The organism is Plectonema cf. radiosum LEGE 06105, from assembly GCF_015207665.1.
Classification (GTDB): Bacteria; Cyanobacteriota; Cyanobacteriia; order Cyanobacteriales; family Nostocaceae; genus Rivularia; species Rivularia radiosa_A.
Genome location: NZ_JADEWL010000052.1, coordinates 19,625 through 42,696 on the forward strand (window position 1 = coordinate 19,625; position 23,072 = coordinate 42,696).

The window sequence follows — 23,072 nt, forward strand, 5'->3', positions numbered from 1 at the left end:
TAATTTGCTGTTGGCTGGTAATTGGTGATTACTCCCTTCCTTTATCTCTTTTCTTCGCGTTCTCAGCGTCTCTGCGGTTTTTTTTTCGGTAATCATAAAGAAAACCCGACTTCTGTGATTACTCGTTGGGGTATATGTCGGGTTTTGATGATAAGTCGGTTGGGGTTAAGGATATTTTTCGTAAAAACCCGACTTCTATGATTACCCTACTCCCTACTCCCTACTCCCTGTATTAAACAAAATTCCCAGAACCAAATAATGGTAAAAACGCATTACTGATCAAAGAACTTTGACCTTCGGTTGTAACTAAAACGTCTAACAAATCACCAGAGATATCATCAAATGAGGGTAGAATACCAATAATTTGCTTATCAGAAACTGAAGTTAAAGTCACTAGTTCATCCCCAATTTTAACGCTAGTATTACTCAAATCTCCAAATTGTTCGCCACCGATAATAAATAAATTACCACCTGTAGCAGGCGCTCTCCAAGGGAAAATATCATAAGCAGTAGCACCACTTACAGTAATATCATTGGGAGTTGAAACATCTATTTTACTGCCACTTAAGTTAATCCCTACTATAGCTCCTCCGGGACCTGTTACTATATCCAAGGCTTTGGATTGGGAATCTAAAACTTCTTGATTGACAACTTGGGTACCATCGCTCGATAAAGTGACGTTGAATGATTCTCCATTCCACTTTTGAGTAATTAAATTACCTCGCATTTGTCCACCGAATGTATTTGCTCGATACTCGTCAATACCGTTAGTAGATGCGGGAAAAGTTGTTAGTGGTGCAGTATAAACCCCTGGAATAGTCGGTTCTTTGTCACTGTAATAAACATTCTGACGGGGGTCTTCTTGTCCGCGATTTCGATTAGGATGACCGTAATAGCCGTTTTCTACAATCAGATTTAATTCATCTGGTGCATTTTTAACTGGAATTTGGGTTGTAGCAGAAGTCGATACATCACCAAATCCACCATTCGGACCATTATCTGTAGCATACATTAATCCTTGAGTAGTCCAAACTAAATCAAAAGAATTACGTAGACCACTAGCATATACAGATACATCAACTCCAGGAACTACCTTCGCAACATCTCCAAATACCTGACTGATTGCGGGGTCGAATGTTAATCCTTGTGGAGGCTGAAAATCAGGTGGTAATTGATATTTAATTTCACCATTGAAATTAGGTTTGGTAATTTCTGCTTTTAAAATTGCAGCAGCAAATGGAGACTCAGGAATTCCACCAATTTTATCTGCTGGTATACCTGCATTTGTATTACCACCAACCGCAATATATAGATTACCTTCGTTATCAAAGGTCATACTATTAACACCATGGTCGTGATTGGAAACTGGTAATCCAGTGATTAATGGCTGAATTGTAGAAAATAGTGGTCCTTCTAATATTGATACCTGTCCGCTGTAGGGAGATAATTCAGTGACTGGAAAATCTGAACCTCCATTTGCATAGAGCTTGTTATGGGATACATAGATAGTAGGAGAGTCAGAAGTATCGTATGGGTTAAATGCGATACCTAATATATTATTATTCGATACTCCCTTCAAGGTGTTTATGGTTTGAGTATTTATGACATTGTAATTTTCATCAAAAGTATATGCTTTAATTTCACCCGAATATGAACCAACATACAATCTATGGTCTGGACCCCAAGCTGCTGCTGTTGGTTTGGACATAGTTGCAACCGTCTTTTTCGTAAAGTCAATAGTAACGATATCGTCATCACCAACAAAAACTGGGATGTTAGTCAAATTAAGACTATTGTAGTCATTATCAAGACTACTGATAGTATGTAGAATATTTACAGTTTGATTTCCCTGTGGAAGATTATCATCTACAGCCTTAACAGTTATGGTTTGAGGTACATTCCAATTATTTGGAGTAAAAGTAATGGTATTAGTACTTGTGGTGATTCGGTCATTCAAACTTAAGTTTATAGTGACATCAGCAGTTGGTTGACTATTTAAAATTATGGAATAAGTATCTCCTGAAGTTTCACCCTCAACTACAGAAGTATTCCCATCTGTTTGCTTGAAAATAACTTGAGGTCCGCTCAGAGAAATAATTTCAATTGCTGAAATTTTAGCGTTATCCACACTAGCATTAAAGTCTAGATTCAAAAAACCATCAGTAATATTTACATTATTAATCGAGTAGATATAAGCTGAATCTTTCCCAGGAAAAAAAGCATTTTTAGATTTAGCAAAAATATCTAAGTCATCAAGGACTTTTTCTCCTTCTACAGATACATCAAATAAACGTTTATCAAAATCATTGAAATAAATTTCTGCAAAATGTAGATTAACTTTGTAGTTACCATCGATTACAGGTATGTCATATCCCAGATTTTTAGCCCAACGTTCTGTCTGATAAAGTCTATCTTCCTCTGTTTTGAAAATATCTGCTTTGGTAGAATATGTGCGACCTCCATCAAAATACTGGTCAGCCTTCCACAAGTTACCGTTTGCATCTGTATAAGCACTTCCACCAGCGTTAATGCGAATAATATTTGATGTGGGATTTGGTTCTGGATTTGGGTCGGGGTCTGGAGTAGGGTCGGGGTCTGGAGTAGGGTCGGGGTCTGGATTTGGGTCGGGGTCTGGAGTAGGGTCGGGGTCTGGATTTGGTACTGAACCGCCAATAATTTCAATGGCTGCTAACTTTGCATTATCAGAATTAGTCAGAAAATCTAAATTTAAGGTTCCATCGCTGACGCTTAGATTAAAAGATTTATCTAAGGCAATATTTTTACCACCTGCTTCTGTAAAGATGTCAAGGTCATCAATAACCAATTGACCTTCGGCAGATAAATCAAAACTTCTCTTAGCTGCACTATCCCAATACAGTTCTGCAAACTTCAGAGTTACTTTGTACTCACCATTTGTGACTGGGACAGCATAGGATAAATTTTTTGTCCAGCGTTCGGTTTGATATAACTTATCGTCTTCGGTGTTGGATATACTCGCTTTACTAGAATATTTGCTACCTCCAGTAAAATACTGGTCAGCCTTCCACAAGTTACCGTTTACATCTGTATAAGCACTTCCCCCAGCGTTAATACGAATAATGTTTGGTGTGGGGTCTGGTTCTGGTGTTGGGTCTGGTTCTGGTGTTGGATCTGGTTCTGGTGTGGGGTCTGGTTCTGGAGTTGGGTCTGGTTCTGGTGTTGAAGCAGATTGAATTTGTATTATTTGCACATCAGAAAGTAAACCTGTATTCCCTTCTGAATCTTTAGCAACTGCGACAATATGATTTATTCCTCCCTCACTTTTAGATTTTTTGAGGGTAATTGGAATATCCACAAAACCGTTTAAACCAATAGTTGCAAAGTTTTCCTCTATTCCTATAGCTGAATTAGCTTCAAAAGGGTCGATATCGAAACCATCATAATCATCAAGAAATAAACCTGCTTCAACAACTAGTAATGCGACTTGAACACCAGATGTACCAGAAATTCTGACTGTTTGATTGAGTTCTGAAACTACGGTAGGTAAAGAAGATAGGCCTAAAACTTCAACTGTAAGTTTAGGAGATAAATTAGATTTAATTACAGCTTGGGAGCCATCTAAAGTACCGGGAATCCTGTAAGTTTGTCCGGTATAGGTGGCATTATTATCAAAATCGACCGTTATTGTTGATCCTGTTAATTCCAATCCCGACACACTTCCAGAATCTTGCGGACCTGGTTGAGGTAAACCCCTAACACTTGTTGGATCTACATCAGCAGAGAAAGTAAATGTTTCACCTGGGTTGAAATCATTAAAGTATATTTCTAATGCATCATAACCATCGTCGCGAGATTTAATAAAATTACCCGATATCAGCCCGGTACCTCCCTGACTATCAGGAGTAAAACCTTTACCAACCGGGTCTCCAGCAATACCATCGGGGTCGAATACTAAATCTGGAAAAATACTAGTACTCAAATCGATAGTAACTTTATTTATCTTTTCACCGTTGGTTGAATTATTTTTAATAACAAAACTACCACTACGATAAGTACTATTGTTAATGGTAGTGCCGCTAGGATTGATGATAAATAATGCTTTCTCAGTGTTTTGGTTATTATTTTGTTCTGCCATTTTTTCCTCTCATTAATTTAGTAAATTAGTAAAATTGTTTAAATCGAAAATTAGCCGTAATCTAATCTCCGGCAATGTGAAAACTATCGTTAACTACGGAATTACAAGTAGAAACTAAGCATTACAGGCATTGAAGTTTTTTTAATTTATGATTCGCCCAACTTAGCTATCTCGTACTGATTTAGGTAAATCAAAATCCGAGATGATAGTACGTGATAAATATTTAAAACTTCTTGCTTAAATTTCAATGCAATCTGAGTTTTTAGATATCTAATATGCTGCTATTAATAGCGGACATATAAAATGCGATCGCAATATTACTTTGGTTATTTTACTTGGGGTAACAATTATGTATAACTAGTATTTATACTGCTTTATTACTAAAGTCAGAATATATCTAATGCATAATCTGACTATTATTTTGCTCTAAAAAGTTCCTGAAATTTGAAGCAAGTAAGTTGAAATTTTCTCTGCTTTCTAAAAAGCGTTAATTATGCTGAATGAGTCAACAAATTTATGGTAGAAAATGAATGATTCCCATTTGAGGTTATCGTATCGTATATTGTTAGACTCATTGCAAAAATAGATTTTAAGCTATTTAGTTCTAAACTGGAAAAGAAGTAGTAAATTTTCCTTTCATATTTGCGATTTTACTAATTTTCTTAGTTACTTTCTCAAACCATCGATTTACTTTAGTTTGAAAACTAGGTGCTTTCAGAAGTAAAGGTTTTTGTTCTGGTTGTTTCATAAAACGATAATTTAAAAAGATATCTTTAAAAGGAATATCAATATCTTCTCCTTTAGACAATCTGGTGAAATCAATTGATGGATAACCCATATAGTGAATCCGATGAATCGGTTTAACGCCCTCTTTATTAAATAAAACGTTATCAATAACAACAAATGGATCTGCATTAGCACAGTTACCACATCTATCCTGAGCATTAGGGCTAAGGGTAAAATTGAATTGGGTGCGATTGGATCTGATTGTCATATAGTTAAACAAGAAAGCATCATCCCACCAAGCTTGACCGTTTACCCAAACTGCTTCACCATCTTTAGTGATTCGCTTGAGCAACATATCTAACTCTTGAGCATTGAAAATTCCCCGTTTCGAGCCAAAAAAGCTAGAACAATGGAGTTTAGATTTGATTTCAGTCTGGGTAAATATACCAGTGGCTTCAATTAAGGGAATATTTAACGCTGCATTAGCTTGAGATTTAGTATGTTCCCAATCATCAAAAATGAAATCATAAGTCTGCAACTTTTCTTGAACATCTGTAAGCGGTTTCATTGCTAAACTATCTGCGTCAAAAAAGACAAACTGCTCGAAAATTCCGTCAAACGCTACGAACTTACGATGTAGTTTTCCTGCATACCAACGGGGATGTAATTGCTGAGTTTGTAAAGCTTCTGGATGAACGTTGGCAAACTGACGAGCAAACTCTTCCCAACGGTCTATTGAGGACTGGTCTTCAAATAAAGTAACGTTAGGACGCGAATCAATTTCTTGCTTAACTCTAGTTAAACGATTGTCAAAAGGAATTACACAAACCGGAATATCACAACCGACATTAGCTTCAATACTGTTTAAGAGCGCAACTAGCTGATCAAATACTACATCGTTGGCAAGGGTGTAAATACCAAAAGCTTTCATAAGTAATTCTCTTTAAAAAAATATCTTATGAATCATTTCTAACAAAACCTATGTGAAAAATGGATATAAATAATGTAAATATTACGTAATTCATGTGAATACTATGCAAACTCTCCGTAATTATTTGTACGTAAAAATACTTGATGAGCTTCCGTGGGGATAAGCAGTATATGGCAATACTATTTATGTACGCAAAATATTTAAGTTCTGGGTAATCGGTAATGCATCATGCTCAACGGTTTTGGACTGCTATATTACTAATCGTATATTTAATCTAGTACAGCACGGCGTAAATAAAGCAACCATTTAAAATGCTTGAAACCCTTATCCTCTAATATTTTTGCTCGCCGTAGGCGCGGTCTGTTTTGACTTTTGACGAACGCGCAGCGGTACTAGTAGTCCACCAAGGGAACTTTGCCTGGGGTTTATGCAATTTACTATTCACCGGGGAACGCCGGTAGGCTTACTGCCCGCCGAGAATTGGCGGAGTAGCGGTGACTACTAACTACTCCCTGGCCCACCCGGCATTTTTGGCTTGGTCGAGTACTAGCCGTGATAATACTTAACTAAATATATAATCCTTTAGGCTTTTGTAGAACTATCAGTAAATTCGCTCTAGGATAAGTAGTAGATGTGAAGTTAGACTGTGACTCGTATTTTTATATAATAAAAATGGGTTAAAATGCCGTTTTTATCTAAATGAAGTTGCAAAACTTCGCTGAAATTGGCAAGGGTTTCTACTAATATTATTGATTACATCTCTTTCTAAACTGAATTGTTGTGGGGAACCGTGCAAAGTAAGAAACAAGCAAAAGTTTCTATAATTGTTAGCGATTTATCCAGTGCTGGTGCGGGTAGATGGGGTGGTGGTGGAGTACGTTCATTTTTACTTGCCCAAGCACTACGAAAGCTTGAATATCAAGTGGAAATTTTAGGATTTGTGTTTGGCGATCAACCAGCGGTAAGTTCTCAATCTGAAATTCAGGTTTGTAGTTTTAATGGTTACAATTATCCACGATTTCTATCATCAGCGACGGAACTTTTGCAGAAACTTGATGGTGATATTATTTATGCAATGAGACCGAAACCTACTACTTTTGGTTTATCGTTATTAAAAAGATTAAAGACTCGTAAACCTGTAATTTTAGATATCGATGATTGGGAATTGAGTTGGGTTGGTGGAGAAAAATGGCAATATAACCCTTCTTTAAAACAACTTGGTAGAGATGTGTTGAAATCGGAAGGTGCTTTGAGATATCCAGACCATCCATTGTACTTAAAATGGATGGAAAATATGACTCATAAAGCTGATGTAATTACCATTCATACTCAATTTTTGCAGAAAAAATTTGGTGGGGTTTATATCCCAAATGGTAAAGATACTTCACTTTTTAATCCCGAACTTTATAACTCTGAGGAAAGTAAAAAGCGTTATGGACTTTCTGAATATAAAATACTCATGTTCCCTGGTGCGCCAAGACCTTATAAAGGGGTAGAAGATGTTTTAATAGCTTTAGATAAGTTAAATGATTCTACTTTAAAATTGGTAATTGTCGGTGGTAGTCCCTATGATGATTATGATGCTCAATTAAAAGAAAAATGGGGACGTTGGATAATTCAATTACCAAAATATCCATCGGATAAAATGCCGGATATTGTTGCATCTGCGGATGTAATTGTTGTTCCTCAACGAGATACTCCCGCAGCTTTAGCTCAGTTTCCTTTGAAATTAACAGATGGAATGTCAATGGCAAAACCAATTTTAGCAACAAGAGTAGGCGATATTCCAGATATTTTAGGAGATGCTGGTTATTTAGTTGATTCTAGTAGTCCAGAACAAATAGCTGACAAGATTGAGTTTATTTTCCAGAATTTTGCATCAGCTATTGAAAAAGGTAAAATAGCTAGAGAAAGATGCATTAAATACTATAGTGTAAACACTATGGCATCTACACTATCTGAAATTATTTCTGGTTTATGAGGTATATTTTTGCCATAAAAAATATTCATTTAAATGAAAATTGTCTCAATTCCAATTATAAAAAATAATTAAAATCTCAATGTCTACAAGAAACCTAATTTACAGATTTGCAAAACCTTATCCAGGCTGGATTATCATCACCATTATATTAGGATTCTCAGGAGCTTTATTTAATGGGGTTAGTACTGCATTAATTGTGCCAGTAATTTTAAGAATTGTCGGGCAAGATGTAGATTTAACAAGTGCGCCTCCGATTATTAAATCTATTATGTCTCCATTCGATGATTATCCAGAGAATTATCGTTTGGGACTGATGGCTGGAGCGATTATATTAACTATTGTTTTCAAGAATGCAGCCACTTATGCAAGTAGTTTGACATCAAGTACTTTGACACGCCGTTTAACTGCGGATATGCGGCAAACAGGGGTAAACTTATTATTAGAAATTGACATTGATTATTACTCAAAGATGAAAGTTGGTGATTTAATCAACCGTCTGGGGGTAGAAAGTTCCCGCGCTGCCAGTGCTTTACGTAATGTGATAAAACTGGTAATTTTGGGGATTACAATTTTAGTTTTTACTGGCATATTAGTATCAATCTCTTGGCAGTTAACCATTGCGGCGACATTATTATTATCTTTGGTAATGATAGCAAATCAGTATTCGATTAGCCGTTCTAAAAAGTTTGGTAAAGAGTTAAGCGAGATATCGAAAGGATATTCGATCGCGATGTTAGAAACTTTAAATGGAATACGTTTAGTTAAATCAACTGGGAATGAAAATAAAGAATTTGAAAAGATTAAAAAATTGATTCAAGACCGGGAAGCGGCAGACTTTGAATCTCAGATTAATTCGGAAATAATTGCACCTGTTAGTGAAGTAATGGGTATTTCGGCTTTGCTTGGCATTGTATTTTTAAGTCGCGCTCTTTTTAATAACCAAATTGCTTCTCTTTCAGCAGTACTGTTGACATATTTATTAATTCTATTAAAAGTACTACCGTTAATATCTCAATTAAATACAGTTCGTAGTAATTTTGCTAATACTGTTGGGAGCATTGAGATTATTGCCGATTTTTTAGACGTAGAAAATAAACCGTTTATGAGTAACGGTAATTTAAGTTTTACCAAGCTAGAAAAAGGAATACATTTCAATTCAATTTCCTTTAGTTACCCGAACCATGACAAATTAATTCTTAAAGATATTGATTTATATTTACCTCGTGGTACTACATTGGCTTTAGTTGGTGGTTCCGGTGCAGGTAAATCCACATTAGCCGATTTGTTACCAAGATTTTACGACCCAAATGCCGGTAAAATTACCATTGACGATATTGATTTACGAGAATTTAATTTACAATCATTGCGAAAAGCAATGGGAATCGTTTCTCAAGACACCTTCCTTTTCAACGATTCCGTAAGAAACAACATTGCTTATGGAAAATCCCAAGCTAGCGATGAGGAAGTGATTTCCGCAGCTAAACGCGCTAACGCTTACGAATTTATCACCAAATTATCCCAAGGATTCGACACAATAATTGGCGATCGCGGTGTGATGTTGTCTGGAGGGCAAAGACAAAGACTTGCCATCGCCCGTGCTTTACTACAAAACCCCGATATTCTCATCCTTGATGAAGCGACAAGTGCTTTAGACACCGTTTCGGAAAGATTGGTACAAGAAGCAATCGACGATTTGAGTCGCGATCGCACTACTTTAGTCATCGCTCACCGTCTTTCTACAGTGCAAAAAGCCGATCAAATAGCGGTTTTAGATCAGGGACGTTTAGTAGAAATCGGAACTCATCACGAGCTTTTGCAAAAAGGTGGTTACTATAAACGTCTTTATTCGATGCAATTTGGAGAACAAAAGAAAACTGAAAGTAACCGTCAGCAAAGTTTGGTACGGATATCTTACGAAATGCGAACCAGGTTAAATTCTACGATTGGTTTTTTACTTTTACTGCTTGATAATTCAGTAGAAAATTCTCAAGAACGAGAAGAATTAGTGGAAGAATCTTATAAATCAGCTTGGAAGATTCTAAATATTGTTGATATTTATGACGATGTTTTTACTTTACAAAAAAATTGGCAACTAGTATCAACAATAGAAGAAAGTCAGGGGCAAATGAATCCAGAGCAAACCTTAAAAGATATCTCTAATGGTTTTCGTAACCATATTGAATCAATACTTGGTTCGTTAAATTTATTAGTCAACCAAAAGGAAAATAATCATCAATTCCAAGATGAAATAGTTTATCAGGCTTACCAATCAGCATTAAATTTATTAAATGAGTTAAAACACTTTGAGGATACAATTAAATCTTAATTATATGAAAAACACTAATTCCAAAAAACACTATATTTATTTTATTAAAGAAGAGTTGCCCAAACCGGAAGCTCATTTAGTCCAGTCTACCAATGCAGCTAATGCTGTTGCAAATTTAGGATATTCTACAGTTTTGATATATCCTTGTAGAGGAAATGCAGCTTTAAACCCGATAAATTTAATCAATCCTTTTCGACCGAGAAAAACACCTGAAAAACTGATTAAATATTATAATCTTCAAGAAAAGCTCAAAGTTTCTCCTTTACCGATGCCTTTTCCCATCGACTATATTAAAACGAAATTTACGAATTCTAATACTATTGCTTCAAAATATTATTTTCCTTTTCATATTCTTCCCACTACTAAAATAGTTCACAGTCGCGACTGGAATTTTATTGAAGCTGCGGTAAAAAATGGCGTTCCGGTAATTTACGAACACCACCACCACGAAAATAAACCATTTGTTCAAGAAATAGTCAGAAGTCCGCTATTTCAGATTGCTGTTACGGTAGCAGATACAATAAAAGAAAGCATGATTGCTAATGGAATGCCACCGGAAAAAGTTGTTAAATTACACAATGGTTATAATCGCTTGTTCATGGAGAGACATCCAGTAGCAGCCACAGAATGGCGTAAAAAACTACTAAAAAATGGTAGAGAAAAATTAGTAGTTTATTCCGGTGCTTTAGAAAAATTTAAAGGAATTGATATCTTAATTGAAGTAGCAAAAAATTTACCTGAAATTCAGTTTGTATGTGCGGGAGGTAAAGAGAAACAGGTAATTCATTATCAACAATTAGCTCAAGAAAAGCAGATTGATAATATTACTTTTATCGGCTTTATCTTACAACAAGAATTAGCATCATTATTACAAGCAGCGGATATATTAGCTCATCCCCACTGTTCCGGAGCTGCTGCAACTTTTACTTCTCCCTTGAAGCTATTTGACTATTTTGCTTCCGGAACACCCATTGTATCCACAAGAATTCCTTCCCTCACAGAATTTGAAAATACTAAAGCAATTTCTGCTTGGTGCGAACCCGATAACCCAAATGAATTTACCGCATCGGTAGCGCGAGTTTTAGAAACTCATCCTCGAAAAATTGAAGGTTATTCTAATAGCATCGAATTCGTTAAACAATTTTCTTGGGAAAATCGAGCTGCAAAAATTATCAGTTACGTTGATGAATCTTTAAAACCACAAATAATTGATGTAGAGACGTAGCATTGCTACGTCTTTCCTATTCCCTATTCCCCCCAATCCTATTCCCTGATTAATATGAATAAAATTAAAATTGGTATGATAAGCAGCTATAGCGCTTTAGATAACAGAAGCGATTGGCTATGGCAACAAACTCCGGAAAACTTTGGTGTTTGGGATAATATTCAACTGATTGCAACACATCCAAAACCAGACTTTTTGGTAATGTACAATTATACAAATTTTCCTACATTACCGCAAAAACATTTATTTTTTTGGAAAACCAAACAAAAGCAAGCAGAATATGAAAAAGCACAGCGATTATTTCAAGAAAAATTGCGGGGAGTACCTAAAGAAAGAGTAATTTATCTGTTAAGGGAACCACCTTTAGAAGAAGTCATAGAAAAAAATAAAAGGTCTTATAAAATAGCTCAAAATTACTGTAGCTACGTTTCTGGACCAGATGATTATGCACCAAATCCGGATTATATGCCAGCAATTTGGTATTACTCTAATTCATTCCGAGAATTAAATGAAATGCCACCACCAGGGAAAGAGAAATCTTTGAGTTGGGTGACATCCGGTATCAATCGCACCGAGAATCATCGCAAGCGTTTGGCATTTTTAAAAATGTTACGAGATAGTGAATTAGAACTCGATTTATACGGACGTGATTTACCAGATTGGGCAAAAGGAAGCGGAGAACTTACTAATAAATGGTACGGGATGGCACCTTACTACTACAACTTATCAGTGGAAAATTACGCTGAAAATGATTGGTATGTCAGCGAAAAACTTTGGGATGCTTTATTAGCCTGGTGTTTACCAATTTATTATGGTGGTTCTGCTGCTGATAAATTATTACCTCCGGGTAGTTTTTTAAGATTACCAAGTTTGGATGAGAAAGGATTTGATTATATCAAAGAAATCACCTCTACACCTGATGCTTGGTATGAAGCGAAAGAAGCAATTGCAGAAGCCAGACAAATTATTTTACATAAATTGAATTTAATTTCATGGCTCTCAAATTATGTCAAAAAGTTTGATTAATTGTTAACAAAATGTTTATAATCCCCAAGACAGAAAAGGTTACTACAAGATTATGGAGAGTTAAATGACTGAAGGCATCTATATACTTGCTAATGATGTGGTTTATGACCAATTAATAGCTTTACTCAATTCTATTGAAGTGAATGTAGGTCAAAAATATCCTATTTCTATTATTCCTTATGATGACCGTTTAGAAAGAATCCAGGAGGAAATAAAAAATAGAAATAATGTAGAAATATTTACAGATACTTTAGCAATTAAACTTTGGAAAGACTTTTGTACGGAAATTTGGCAAACACATCCAGATGCTTTCAAAACTTGGCAGGAAAAGGGAATTTCCGGATTGTATCGGGAGGGAACTCATCACAGATTTGGCGGATTTGAAGGTATTTTTGATAAGTTCATATACTTAGATGCTGACATTCTAATACTCAATTCATTAGATTATATATTTGAAAAACTAGAACAAAAGGATTTTGTTGTTTATGATTTCCAACATAAAGATTTGAGTCATGTATATAATGTTAATTCAGATAAACTAATAAATATTTTTCCACAATCTCGTCTTGATAGGGAAATATTTTGTTCTGGCTTTTATGGTACAAAAAAAGGTTTGTTTGATGCAGAAAGACGAAAATATTTATTATCACAATTACAGACTGGAGAAGCAGAAATATTATACAAGAGCGCTCCAGACCAAACAATTCTCAACTACATGGTAATGCGGTGTTCCATTGACAGCTATAATTTTTCTCATCATTTACCAGAAACAGAAATAACTGGCTGTTGCGTAACTTCACCCCATTTTGAAGAACGTAATAATGTCGTATATGACGGAGAAAATCGCTTAACTTATCTGCATTATATCGGTTTATCTGCTAACCTATTTACCCGCCTTTGTAATGGAGAAAATATCGATTTTCCTTACCGCGAAACTTTCTTACATTATCGCTATTTACACGAACCAGAAAAGCGACCTAAATTTACTACAAAACCGAAAGCTTACAACGCACCACCAAGTTTTACCACAAAAGTTTTAAGAAAATTAGGATTAAAAATTGGAGTATAACCAAATGAAAACTAGAGGAATTTATATCATTGCGAATGACAAGGTATGCGACCACGCTATTGCCTTACTTAATAGCATTCGTCTCCACGATAAAGAAACCCCAATTGTGATGATTCCTTATGATGATAATTATCACAAAATTGCTCACATTCTTGATAAATATTATGGAGTAGGTGTTTACGAAGATTTAGAATTTATTGACCGCTTGTCAAATAAATTATACGAAACATTTGGTGGTAAATTCTTTGCTCGTCCCAATCAATTTCGCAAGCAAGCTTGTTGGTTTGGTCCCTTTGACGAGTTTTTATATATCGATACAGATATTGTTGTCTTTGAAAAAATTATTGATAACCTCAACTATTTAGAAAATACTGACTTTATTTGCTGCGATTATCAGCATCTGGGTGGACTCAGAAATGTATTTAGTCCTCAAGTATTGGAAGCAAAAGTATTTACAGAAAACGAAATTAAAGATATCTTTAACGGCGGTTTTTGGGGTTCTAAAAAAAACCTGATATCCGAAATTGATTTGTACGACACCTTCGCAGAATGTGCAGCGCATCCAGAATACTTTGATTTCTCAGAAAAAACTTCCGATCAGCCAATCATTAATTATATGTTGCTCAAGCGGATTCCTAACCGCTTCAATATAGTTCGTAGAGAAGGGAAAGCACCGGGGAATTGGGGAGGAACATCCCACTTTTTATCTGAAGGACATAAACTTATTGATCCAACAGTCAATCAACCCTTACAATACCTGCATTGGGCGGGTATTCGTATTGAACCCGGTTGTCCTTACTGGGAAATTTGGGAACATTATCGCAACTTGAACCCCCAATTACCCCCACCAGTATTTCCAGAGAAACCCAAACAAACTTCCTGGCAAAAAACTGTGAATGAAGCTAAATCTTTTTTGCGTTCGTTGAAGTAGGGAATGGGGGATAATAAACAGGTGATTTGTAGTGCGAGCGGGACGCTTGCGCTTCGCGCACGCTACGAAGACCGCACTACCTTAACCTATCAAAACTAATGTGGTCGAATAAAAGCATCTGTTTTTTATCCTACCCGCTCCCTTTTAAATAATATTTTTATGCCTGGACTAGTTGGATTTGCCGGTGGTCGTGAGTGGAGTAATTGCTCTGGTATTTTAGAGACAATGCGGCAAGCGATTACCCACCGTGCATTTTATCTCACCGATGAATTGTTTGGACATAATACAGTTTGGGCAACGCGATCGCAATCTAATCAACAGCAACGAGAACCCCAACCCTTACGAGCTAACTCCTGCTATCTATGGCTAAATGGAGAGTTATACAATCGTCAAAAATGCCCGATTGCACCAGATGGTCGGCTAGCTAGTTCCGAAGTTGCAACCGATACACAGTGGATGCTCACAGCTTACGAATACCATCGTCAAACTGAGCAACCTTGGCAGTTTCTCCATCCCCTTGACGGTCAATTTCATGGGGTACTCTACGATACGCGGATTCGTCAAGTGCATTTAATTAATGACCGTTACGGGGTTCTCCCTCTACATTGGACTATTTGGCAAAATACCCTGGTTTGGGTATCGGAAATCAAAGCTCTATTGGCTCTACCGGGTTATCAACCCCAACTCGATGGCGATACAATTGAAGATTTTCTGGGTATTCGCTATCCACTAGGCGATCGCAGTTGGTTTAAAGGAGTCGAACGGCTTGCTGCTGCGACCGTTTTAACTTGGGATGAACAGCGAACAACGCTTTCTAGTCACCGTTACTGGACTTGGGATGATATCCCCGGCTTAGAAACTCTCCCTGACCGTCGTGACATTGTGAAAGAGCTAGGAGAAGTGTTTACGATGGCTGTGGAGCGTCGCACTCATTTGGGGGAGCGGCTGGGTATCCCCCTCAGCGGTGGACTCGATTCCCGCGCCCTGCTCGCTGCTGTTACCACTCAGATGACACCCGTAACCGTTACCTACGGTCAAGCAAACTGCGATGACGTATTAATTGCTCAGCGGGTTGCTCAAAAAGCGGAGGTTCCTCACCATTGGCTGGAGATGAATGCTGATAATTGGCTGGATTCACGCATTCCCTTACTATGGCAAATGGATGCACCAGCTAGCATTATCCATCTGCAATTTAGCTCGATTACATCTTGGATTGGCGAGCATCGGCTTTTTGATGTTGCGTTACATGGTGAATGGGCAGACCGCTTTGATGGCTCTCAATTTTTTGCAGCGGATGATTTCGACCGATTTGTGCGTCGTCAACTGGGTTTGGATCGGTTAGCGCGTTCGGATAGACACCATCAAGCAGTTCGCGATCGCGCTCATGCCTATTTTCAAAGTTTGGGGTATTCTTCCTATCAATTGGCTATGGATAGTCGCTGTCGGTCTTTTATTTCTAAAGATTGGCGAATTGCAACTGTAGCAGGGCTGAATCTTCGCATTCCCTGCATGGACAATCAAATCCAAGAATTTTGGTACGCGCTCAACGGTACGAAAGAAGATTTAACAGGACTATACCATTTAATGTTGCTCGACCGTTTCCCCAAACTTTTTAACCGCTTACCCTGGCAAAAAACTGGACTACCTTTAAATGAATCAGTCGTTCCCTTCGGATTCTATGGTAAGTTAACAACTTTACGTCGAAAAACCTGGAAAAAACTTTTCCGTAAATTAAACCAGCCCCATAAATCTCCAAAATCTCTGCATAATTTCGCCGAAAATAATACTTGGCTGCGGCAAGAACCAGCTAAATCATACATTACACAGTTGTTAAATGCACCGGATGCCCTTTATCCAGAATTTTGCGATCGCGAAGTAACCCGGACTGATTGGGAAAATCACCTGAACGGGCAAGATTTATCTGACCGCATTGGTACGGTGTTTACTTTAGAACTGTGGATGCAGCAACTGTTTAATGGTCGGTACCGTCACGGAATTAATAGGTGCTAATTCTGTATGAATAAGGACTAAAAGCTGCTCATTTCCACAATAACTGTAATTAATATCAATTCCCTTTAGTGCATAACTATCCGGTATTTTTGCTTATTACTCTTTAAGAGATATAGTCAATTTGTACAAATACAAAAAATACCGCAAATGTCAAATATCAACGGTACGATGATGCAGTATTTCCATTGGTATATTCCTGATGATGGAACACTGTGGGATAAGGTAAATACGACAGCGAAAGAGTTAAGTCAGGCAGGTTTTACCGCTATGTGGCTTCCACCTGCTTATAAAGGAATGGGTGGGACTTACGATGTCGGATATGCTGTTTATGATATGTACGATTTGGGTGAATTTGAACAAAAGGGTTCTGTTCGTACTAAATATGGCGATCGCCAGCAATATTTAAATGCAGTCAAATCTCTACAAAGTTCGGGAATTCAAGTTTATGCGGATACGGTATTAAATCACCGTATTGGTGGTGATGATACGGAAATTGCCAAAGCAACACCTTTTTATCAACACGATCGGTTAAATCCTAAAGGTGGGATGAAAGATATTAAGTGTTATACCCATTACAAGTTTCCCGGTAGAAAGGGTAAGTATTCTCAGTTTGAATGGCATTGGTGGCATTTTGATGCTGTTGATTACGATGAATACACTCAAGATTCTTCAACTATCTATCTACTCGAAGGTAAGGTATTTGATGATTACGTTGCTTTAGAAAACGGTAATTTCTCTTACTTGATGGGATGCGATTGCGATTTCCAGAATAAAGAGGTGCAAGATGAAATTATCAATTGGGGTAAATGGTATCTCGATACAACTGGTGTTAATGGCTTCCGTTTAGACGCTATCAAACATATTTCATCATGGTTTTTCCCGATATGGCTCTCGGAAATGGAACGTCATGCAGGTAAAGAAATATTTGTTGTGGGTGAATATTGGCATAATGATATCAATACTTTGCACTGGTACATTGATGCAGTACAAGGTAAAATGTCGGTTTTTGACGTACCCCTGCACTATAATTTCCACTATGCGAGTAAATCCGGTGAAAGTTACGATATGCGCCGGATTTTAGATAATACCTTGATGCAACAGCGTCCCACCCATGCGGTGACTTTTGTTGAAAATCATGATTCACAACCGTTGCAGGCTTTAGAAGCACCCGTAGAACCATGGTTTAAACCTTTAGCATATGCATTGATTTTATTGCGTCAAGAAGGCTATCCCTGTGTATTTTACGCGGATTACTACGGTGCGGAATATGAAGACTATGGAAGGGATGGCAATCGCTATCCGATTTATTTAGTTTCCCATCGTTGGTTAATTGATAAATTCCTGTATGCGCGTCAGAATTTTGCCTATGGTTATCAGTACAATTACTTTGACCATTGGGACATTATTGGTTGGACTAGATTGGGTAATCCAGAACATCCCAAAGCAATGGCAGTAATTATGAGCAACGGTGCGGGAGGAAGTAAATGGATGGAAGTGGGTAAACCCAACGCCAAATTTTACGACTTAACCGAACACGTTAAAGAAACCGTTTACACCAATGAATGGGGTTGGGCTGAATTCCGCTGCAATGGGGGTTCTGTATCTGTGTGGGTAGAAGAATAAATGGATTTTGGATTTTAGATTTTGCGGAAAGTTTGGGGTGTAGATTCTCGAACCCCAAAACTTTCCAAGACAGATTTTAGATTGAAAGTAGAGACATAGTTAAGAGTTAGGTCTTTTTCTTCTTTTGTGTAAAACCTGAATTTTTCCTGGGATAAAAAGTCGGGTTTTGATGAATGTTATAAGCGTATTACGAATATTTATCGTAAAAACCCGACTTCTTTAACTTGAAGCATGGAAAATTTAAAATTTGTTGTCGTAGATGCTTTTTTTAGGCTTGCCCTGATGATATCTTGTTAATAACAAATTAATCTAAAGCTACAATACATTGGTCTTTTAAGTAGATTGTTTGCAGGTTTCTATTTAATCATTGCGAATTATTTAAAATTTTTGTCCGGCAAAAATTGAACGTACTTCTCCATTACGGCGAATTATGGCTTCTCCGTTGGCTACCTCTACTAAAGTCCAACCACTAGCTCCAATGTTTTCGCCGATTTGGATGCGACGAGTGATACCGTTAACTTTAAATAATGCGGCAGATTGTTCTCCTAGTTCTAATAATCCTTCCAAGATGTGGGAAGAAGGTGAAACTGCTGCTACCTTTTGTTCTTGCTGAACTAGTGCTGGGGAAGTTGCTGCGGTTTGTTTTGGTGCTGCAACTGTTGCAGGCTCTTTCATTTTAGGCAGATCGGGAACTTGTCTTACATTAACAGGTTTGGTTTTCACTGCTAATGGTGTGATTTCTCTGATAGACGCGAAAGCTGCAATTTTTTCTGGTGGTTTGGTTTTGGCTGCTTTCACGGGTGCGGCTTCTTTAGCTTTGTTGTCAGATGGCTTTGGTGCAACTCCCTTGGATGCTGTAGTAACTGGTGGTAAGGGTGTTGGGGCTTGCGCTAGGGGTGCCTCGACAGATGGGGGTGCATAGCGCATCGGTTGCGGAGCTTGATACACGGGTATGTAAATTCTTTCTACAACTCTGGTAGAACGAGTGGGTAATGGCTTAGTATTGTTGGCAATTGTTGGTGCTGGTAGATTTGAAACTGGTTGATTTGCGTAGGCTAAACTTACTTGATTGGCGGATACAGGAGCAGCAGCAATATTATTATTCGCAGAGACTTTATCTTGTAGATTTTGTTGTTTTTCGATGATTGCTAGCGCTCCGAGCATATAGTCAACTAAATCTGCCTTGATTTCAGCTTGAGTGGGTGTAGTTATTTGTGGTTCTAATACTTTTTGTTGTAAAGCTGGTTCTTGCAAGGCAAATTGCAATGATTTGGAACTGAGACGATTCAAAAGCCCGCTGTTTATTGCCCAATTCATCGCGGCGATCGCCAATCCCAAACCTGCTCCCACTGTAAGTAACTGTCTGAAGTTACGCCAAATTTTCCGACGCGGTTTTTTGGTTGTTCGAGCGGTTTTAGGGATTTTGCTGCCCGCAGTGTTGATTTTTGCCGCGATTCGGCGTTGTTCGGCTGAGCCGATGGGACTGATGATGGTAGGGGGTGGAACTATTTGCAGTAAGTTCGTTTTCTGCAAGCTCAACTGTGGCTGTGCTTGAACGATTCGCGAACTCAAATTACCGCTACCATCGAGAACACAGTCAATATCGGCAAAAAGTTCGTCCATCAAGTCATCAGCATAATTGTCCATCGTCCAAGGTTCGCTGACGATTAACTCTTGAGATGGTTCTGGAAGTACGAAATTGGTGCTAGCTGTTTGAGACATAACGATTTAGCTTTATTAATTCGTTCGGTAAGGGCGATTTATGAAATCTTTACCTTTGTAAATTTGCCCTTGTAAATGTGAGTAAATCTGAATCTAAAAAGAACTGTTTCCTTACTGAGGTAGTTACGGAAGAGTTCATCAAGTTTAAGTATCTATTTCAACCTATACCAGGGAGATGTTGACGATTTTTTGCTTTTTTGTATGTTATCAATCATACCAGCCTCCCTGGATACACCATACTACTATACTCGCGCTTCATAAAGATTGTTTTGATGTTAGAGCTACAAGTTCAGTCTGGTAATGGTTTTTACGCAATTCTAAAAATATTAGTAAAGCATTTACATCGGCGGGGTTGACTCCACCGATACGTGCTGCTTGACCAATGGTGAGCGGTTTTACCTTGTTTAGTTTTTCCCGCGCTTCTTTGGAAAGGGTATCAATAGAGTCATAATCCAAGTCCCCAGGTAGGGAACGATTTGCTTGACGGGCAATTTGATCGATTTGATTTTGCTGTCTGGCTAAATAGCCGGAATATTTAATATCGATTTCTGCACCTTCTTTTTCAGCACGTTGTAAATCGGGATTTGCTAGTCCATATTTGATTAACTCAGCGTAATGGAATCCTGGACGACGCAACAAGTCAGCAAGGGTAATTGAACCTTTGATTACTTGTTTGGTGTCCGCTACTATTGCTTTACCTACATCGTCATTTTCCTTAACCCGTGTAGCATACAGCCGTTCTTTCTCGGCGGTAATATTCTCTTGCTTGCGGGTAAATAATTCCCAACGGCGATCGTCAATCAAACCAACTTCTCTTCCGAGGGGTGTTAATCTTTGATCGGCATTATCGGAACGCAATAACAAGCGATATTCCGATCTACTAGTTAATACCCGATAAGGTTCGCGCAAATCTTTAGTACACAAATCATCAATTAAGGTACCGATATAACTTTGCTCGCGGGAGAAAACTATCATTTCCTGATTACGAACAAACCTCGCTGCATTAATTCCGGCAACAATTCCTTGAGCTGCGGCTTCTTCGTAGCCAGTTGTACCGTTAATTTGTCCCGCACAAAATAAACCGGCGATTTTTTTGGTCATTAGTGTGGGAAAACACTGAGTCGCTGGCAAATAATCATACTCGACGGCATAAGCTGGACGTAACATTACGCAGGTTTCCATACCCGGAAGACTACGTAACATACGTAGTTGCAAATTTTCCGGCAGACCTGTGGAAAACCCTTGTATATACAGTTCGGGAATATCTCTGCCTTCGGGTTCAATAAAGATTTGATGACTTTCTTTATCGGCAAACCGGACAATCTTATCTTCAATGCTGGGACAATAACGGGGACCTTTCGCATCCACCCAGCCGCCATAAACCGGAGAAAGATTAAGATTATCTCGAATCAATTGATGAGTTTCCGTTGTCGTGCGGGTGATATAGCAAGGTAACTGTTGCTTTTCTACCCATACTTCCGGGTCAAAACTAAACCAGCGAACGTCTTCATCTCCCGGTTGTAGAATCATTTTGCTGTAATCAACCGTGCGCTTATCTACTCGTGCGGGAGTGCCAGTTTTGAGGCGACCTGTTTCAAATCCCAGACGTTGTAAAGTTTGGGTCAAACCCTCAGCGGCGAATTCCCCAGCGCGTCCAGCTGCCATTGACTTATTGCCGACCCAAATTCGTCCTCCCAAAAAAGTACCTGTGGTGAGGACAACAGCTTTACATTCAAAGGCGACACCGAAATAAGTTTCAACGCCGATAACTTCATCGTTAGCGCCCAAAACTAAATCCGTCACCATTGATTCACGGACGCTTAAATTTTCTTGATTCTCAACAATTCTTTTCATCACCAGGGCATATTCACGCTTGTCAGTTTGAGCGCGTAATGCCCATACAGCGGGACCCCGTGAAGAATTGAGAATCCGTTTTTGTACGTAAGTACGGTCTGCCATTTTGCCAATTTCGCCGCCGAGTGCATCGACTTCGTGGGTTAACTGAGACTTTGCCGGACCTCCGACAGCAGGATTGCAGGGTTGCCAAGCAATTTTATCCAAGTTGAGTGTCAATAGGAGGGTACGACAGCCCAGGCGTGCAGTAGCTAAAGCCGCTTCACAACCAGAGTGACCTGCACCGACAACTATGACATCAAAAGAGTCTTGGAACTCAACACAATTGTGCATGGTCATACGTAGAGTTCAGCATGATTTGGGGTTAATCTAATTTTAACCGATACTGTGTTTTTCTGATTGTACCTTGCCGATAAAATACTACGCAGAACCACTGTTATTTTTTTTGAAAAATAAAATTATTATTGCTATTAAGAGCTTACGTGTAAAATATTTTATTGAATTTTTCTAGCAAAATTTAATCTGAGATTTTAATGTATTTTTTCCAACTTTAATTTACATTTTCGAGATTGTTTAGTATGAAATTTTACTTTTAACTCTAAATGAAAATAACTTTTAGAAGCATCGCGTTTTTCCTTATTGCAATATATATAGTTGTGACTTTTGTAGCTAGCGATAGAATCGCTCATAGCAAACCAGCTAACGATATCGAACAGATAGAAAACTGCTTAGTTGATAAACTTTTGAATCAGGAATGTACCGTTACCCCAACACCGAAAATCTCGCCGATTCCAGAGTATATACCTAGCCCTACTCAGACTTTAACTGATAAAGAACGGTTTATTGCAGCACTAATGAATCAGTTACGTAATATTCCTCAATCCAATAGTTATGAATATATTTTGCTACGTGCTTACGGTGCGCCATTTGTGAATTTAGAGTCAACAATTAAATTACCAGCAAAAGTAGTATTTAGTAATCATCAAGAAACTCAAGAATTTCAAGCTACTCTGACAAAGGGAAAAGTCACAGGTACAAACAATTGTTATTTGCAATCTGCGGCTGCTGACGCTTTAAATAAAGCCCGCAGTCAAACAAATTTTCGGCTCAAATCTGGTAATGCAAAAAGTGACTGTACTCGTGATTTTGCAACCACTGCCAAGTTTTGGAAAAAATATACTAACTCTAGAACATTAGATTTAGTTAGACAAGGAAAAGAAACGAGAATTTTGGGTATAGTCGCACCACCTGGTGCTTCACAACATTTATGGGGATTAGCAATTGATTTAGGAGTAATTAATCAAAAGCAAACACAAGCTTTAAATCAAAACGGTTGGTATCGTACCGTAGAATATGATGCACCTCATTGGACTTATGTCGGTTATCCACCAGAAAAATTACCATCATTAGGTTTTAAAAAGAAACTTATCGGGGGAATTACTTATTGGTTAACACCGTTATGAGTTATGAGTTAGGAGTTAGTACCACCGGAGTTAGGAGTTATTAGTTTAAATTTCTCCCCATCCCCTTGTCC

At 37.9% G+C, this 23,072-nt stretch carries 13 protein-coding genes; 9 read left to right on the plus strand and 4 right to left on the minus strand.

Annotation, left to right across the window (positions count from 1 at the left end; all coding sequences use genetic code 11):
• Positions 1-232: 232 nt before the first annotated feature.
• Both IQ247_RS16215 and IQ247_RS16220 read right to left on the minus strand, forming a co-directional pair.
• Positions 233-4,114, minus strand: coding sequence for a malectin domain-containing carbohydrate-binding protein (locus IQ247_RS16215; RefSeq protein ID WP_193921694.1), 3,882 nt, complete (start codon positions 4,112-4,114; stop codon positions 233-235).
• A gap of 604 nt (positions 4,115-4,718) precedes the next feature.
• Positions 4,719-5,771, minus strand: a complete 1,053-nt coding sequence (locus tag IQ247_RS16220) for an Npun_R2821/Npun_R2822 family protein (RefSeq protein WP_193921696.1) — start codon at positions 5,769-5,771, stop codon at positions 4,719-4,721.
• A gap of 790 nt (positions 5,772-6,561) precedes the next feature.
• Between IQ247_RS16220 and IQ247_RS16225 the strand changes: the two genes are divergently transcribed.
• From IQ247_RS16225 to IQ247_RS16260, 8 genes are all read left to right on the plus strand, one after another.
• Positions 6,562-7,752, plus strand: coding sequence for a glycosyltransferase family 4 protein (locus IQ247_RS16225; protein ID WP_193921698.1), 1,191 nt, complete (start codon positions 6,562-6,564; stop codon positions 7,750-7,752).
• A gap of 79 nt (positions 7,753-7,831) precedes the next feature.
• A complete protein-coding gene (locus tag IQ247_RS16230) occupies positions 7,832-10,078 on the plus strand; it encodes an ABC transporter ATP-binding protein (RefSeq protein WP_193921700.1) in 2,247 nt (748 codons plus the stop codon).
• A 4-nt stretch (positions 10,079-10,082) separates the two neighbouring features.
• The gene (locus tag IQ247_RS16235) at positions 10,083-11,303 is read left to right on the plus strand and encodes a glycosyltransferase family 4 protein (protein WP_193921702.1); all 1,221 of its coding nucleotides are present in this window, start codon (positions 10,083-10,085) and stop codon (positions 11,301-11,303) included.
• 54 nt (positions 11,304-11,357) lie between these two features.
• A complete protein-coding gene (locus IQ247_RS16240; RefSeq protein ID WP_193921703.1) occupies positions 11,358-12,329 on the plus strand; it encodes a glycosyltransferase family 10 domain-containing protein in 972 nt (323 codons plus the stop codon).
• Between the two features lie 64 nt (positions 12,330-12,393).
• Positions 12,394-13,398 carry an Npun_R2821/Npun_R2822 family protein gene (locus tag IQ247_RS16245; protein WP_193921705.1) on the plus strand — a complete coding sequence of 335 codons (1,005 nt, stop codon included), beginning with the start codon at positions 12,394-12,396 and terminating at the stop codon, positions 13,396-13,398.
• Between the two features lie 4 nt (positions 13,399-13,402).
• Complete coding sequence (locus tag IQ247_RS16250) at positions 13,403-14,329, plus strand: Npun_R2821/Npun_R2822 family protein (protein ID WP_193921706.1); 927 nt, start codon at positions 13,403-13,405, stop codon at positions 14,327-14,329.
• A gap of 159 nt (positions 14,330-14,488) precedes the next feature.
• Positions 14,489-16,339 (plus strand): asparagine synthase-related protein, encoded by a 1,851-nt coding sequence (locus tag IQ247_RS16255; protein WP_193921707.1) that lies wholly within the window; start codon positions 14,489-14,491, stop codon positions 16,337-16,339.
• Between the two features lie 147 nt (positions 16,340-16,486).
• A complete protein-coding gene (locus IQ247_RS16260; protein WP_193921708.1) occupies positions 16,487-17,962 on the plus strand; it encodes an alpha-amylase in 1,476 nt (491 codons plus the stop codon).
• Between the two features lie 378 nt (positions 17,963-18,340).
• On the opposite strand, the gene IQ247_RS16265 is transcribed toward IQ247_RS16260, so the two are convergent.
• Both IQ247_RS16265 and mnmG read right to left on the minus strand, forming a co-directional pair.
• Entirely contained in the window at positions 18,341-19,684 is a 1,344-nt protein-coding gene (locus IQ247_RS16265) for a hypothetical protein (protein WP_193921709.1), read from the minus strand.
• 255 nt (positions 19,685-19,939) lie between these two features.
• Positions 19,940-21,877: a tRNA uridine-5-carboxymethylaminomethyl(34) synthesis enzyme MnmG gene (mnmG, locus tag IQ247_RS16270; protein ID WP_193921710.1), complete on the minus strand. Its 1,938-nt coding sequence runs from the start codon at positions 21,875-21,877 to the stop codon at positions 19,940-19,942.
• A gap of 263 nt (positions 21,878-22,140) precedes the next feature.
• Here mnmG and IQ247_RS16275 point away from each other — a divergent pair, with 263 nt between their 5' ends.
• Complete coding sequence (locus tag IQ247_RS16275) at positions 22,141-23,001, plus strand: D-alanyl-D-alanine carboxypeptidase family protein (RefSeq protein ID WP_193921711.1); 861 nt, start codon at positions 22,141-22,143, stop codon at positions 22,999-23,001.
• Positions 23,002-23,072: the final 71 nt, after the last annotated feature.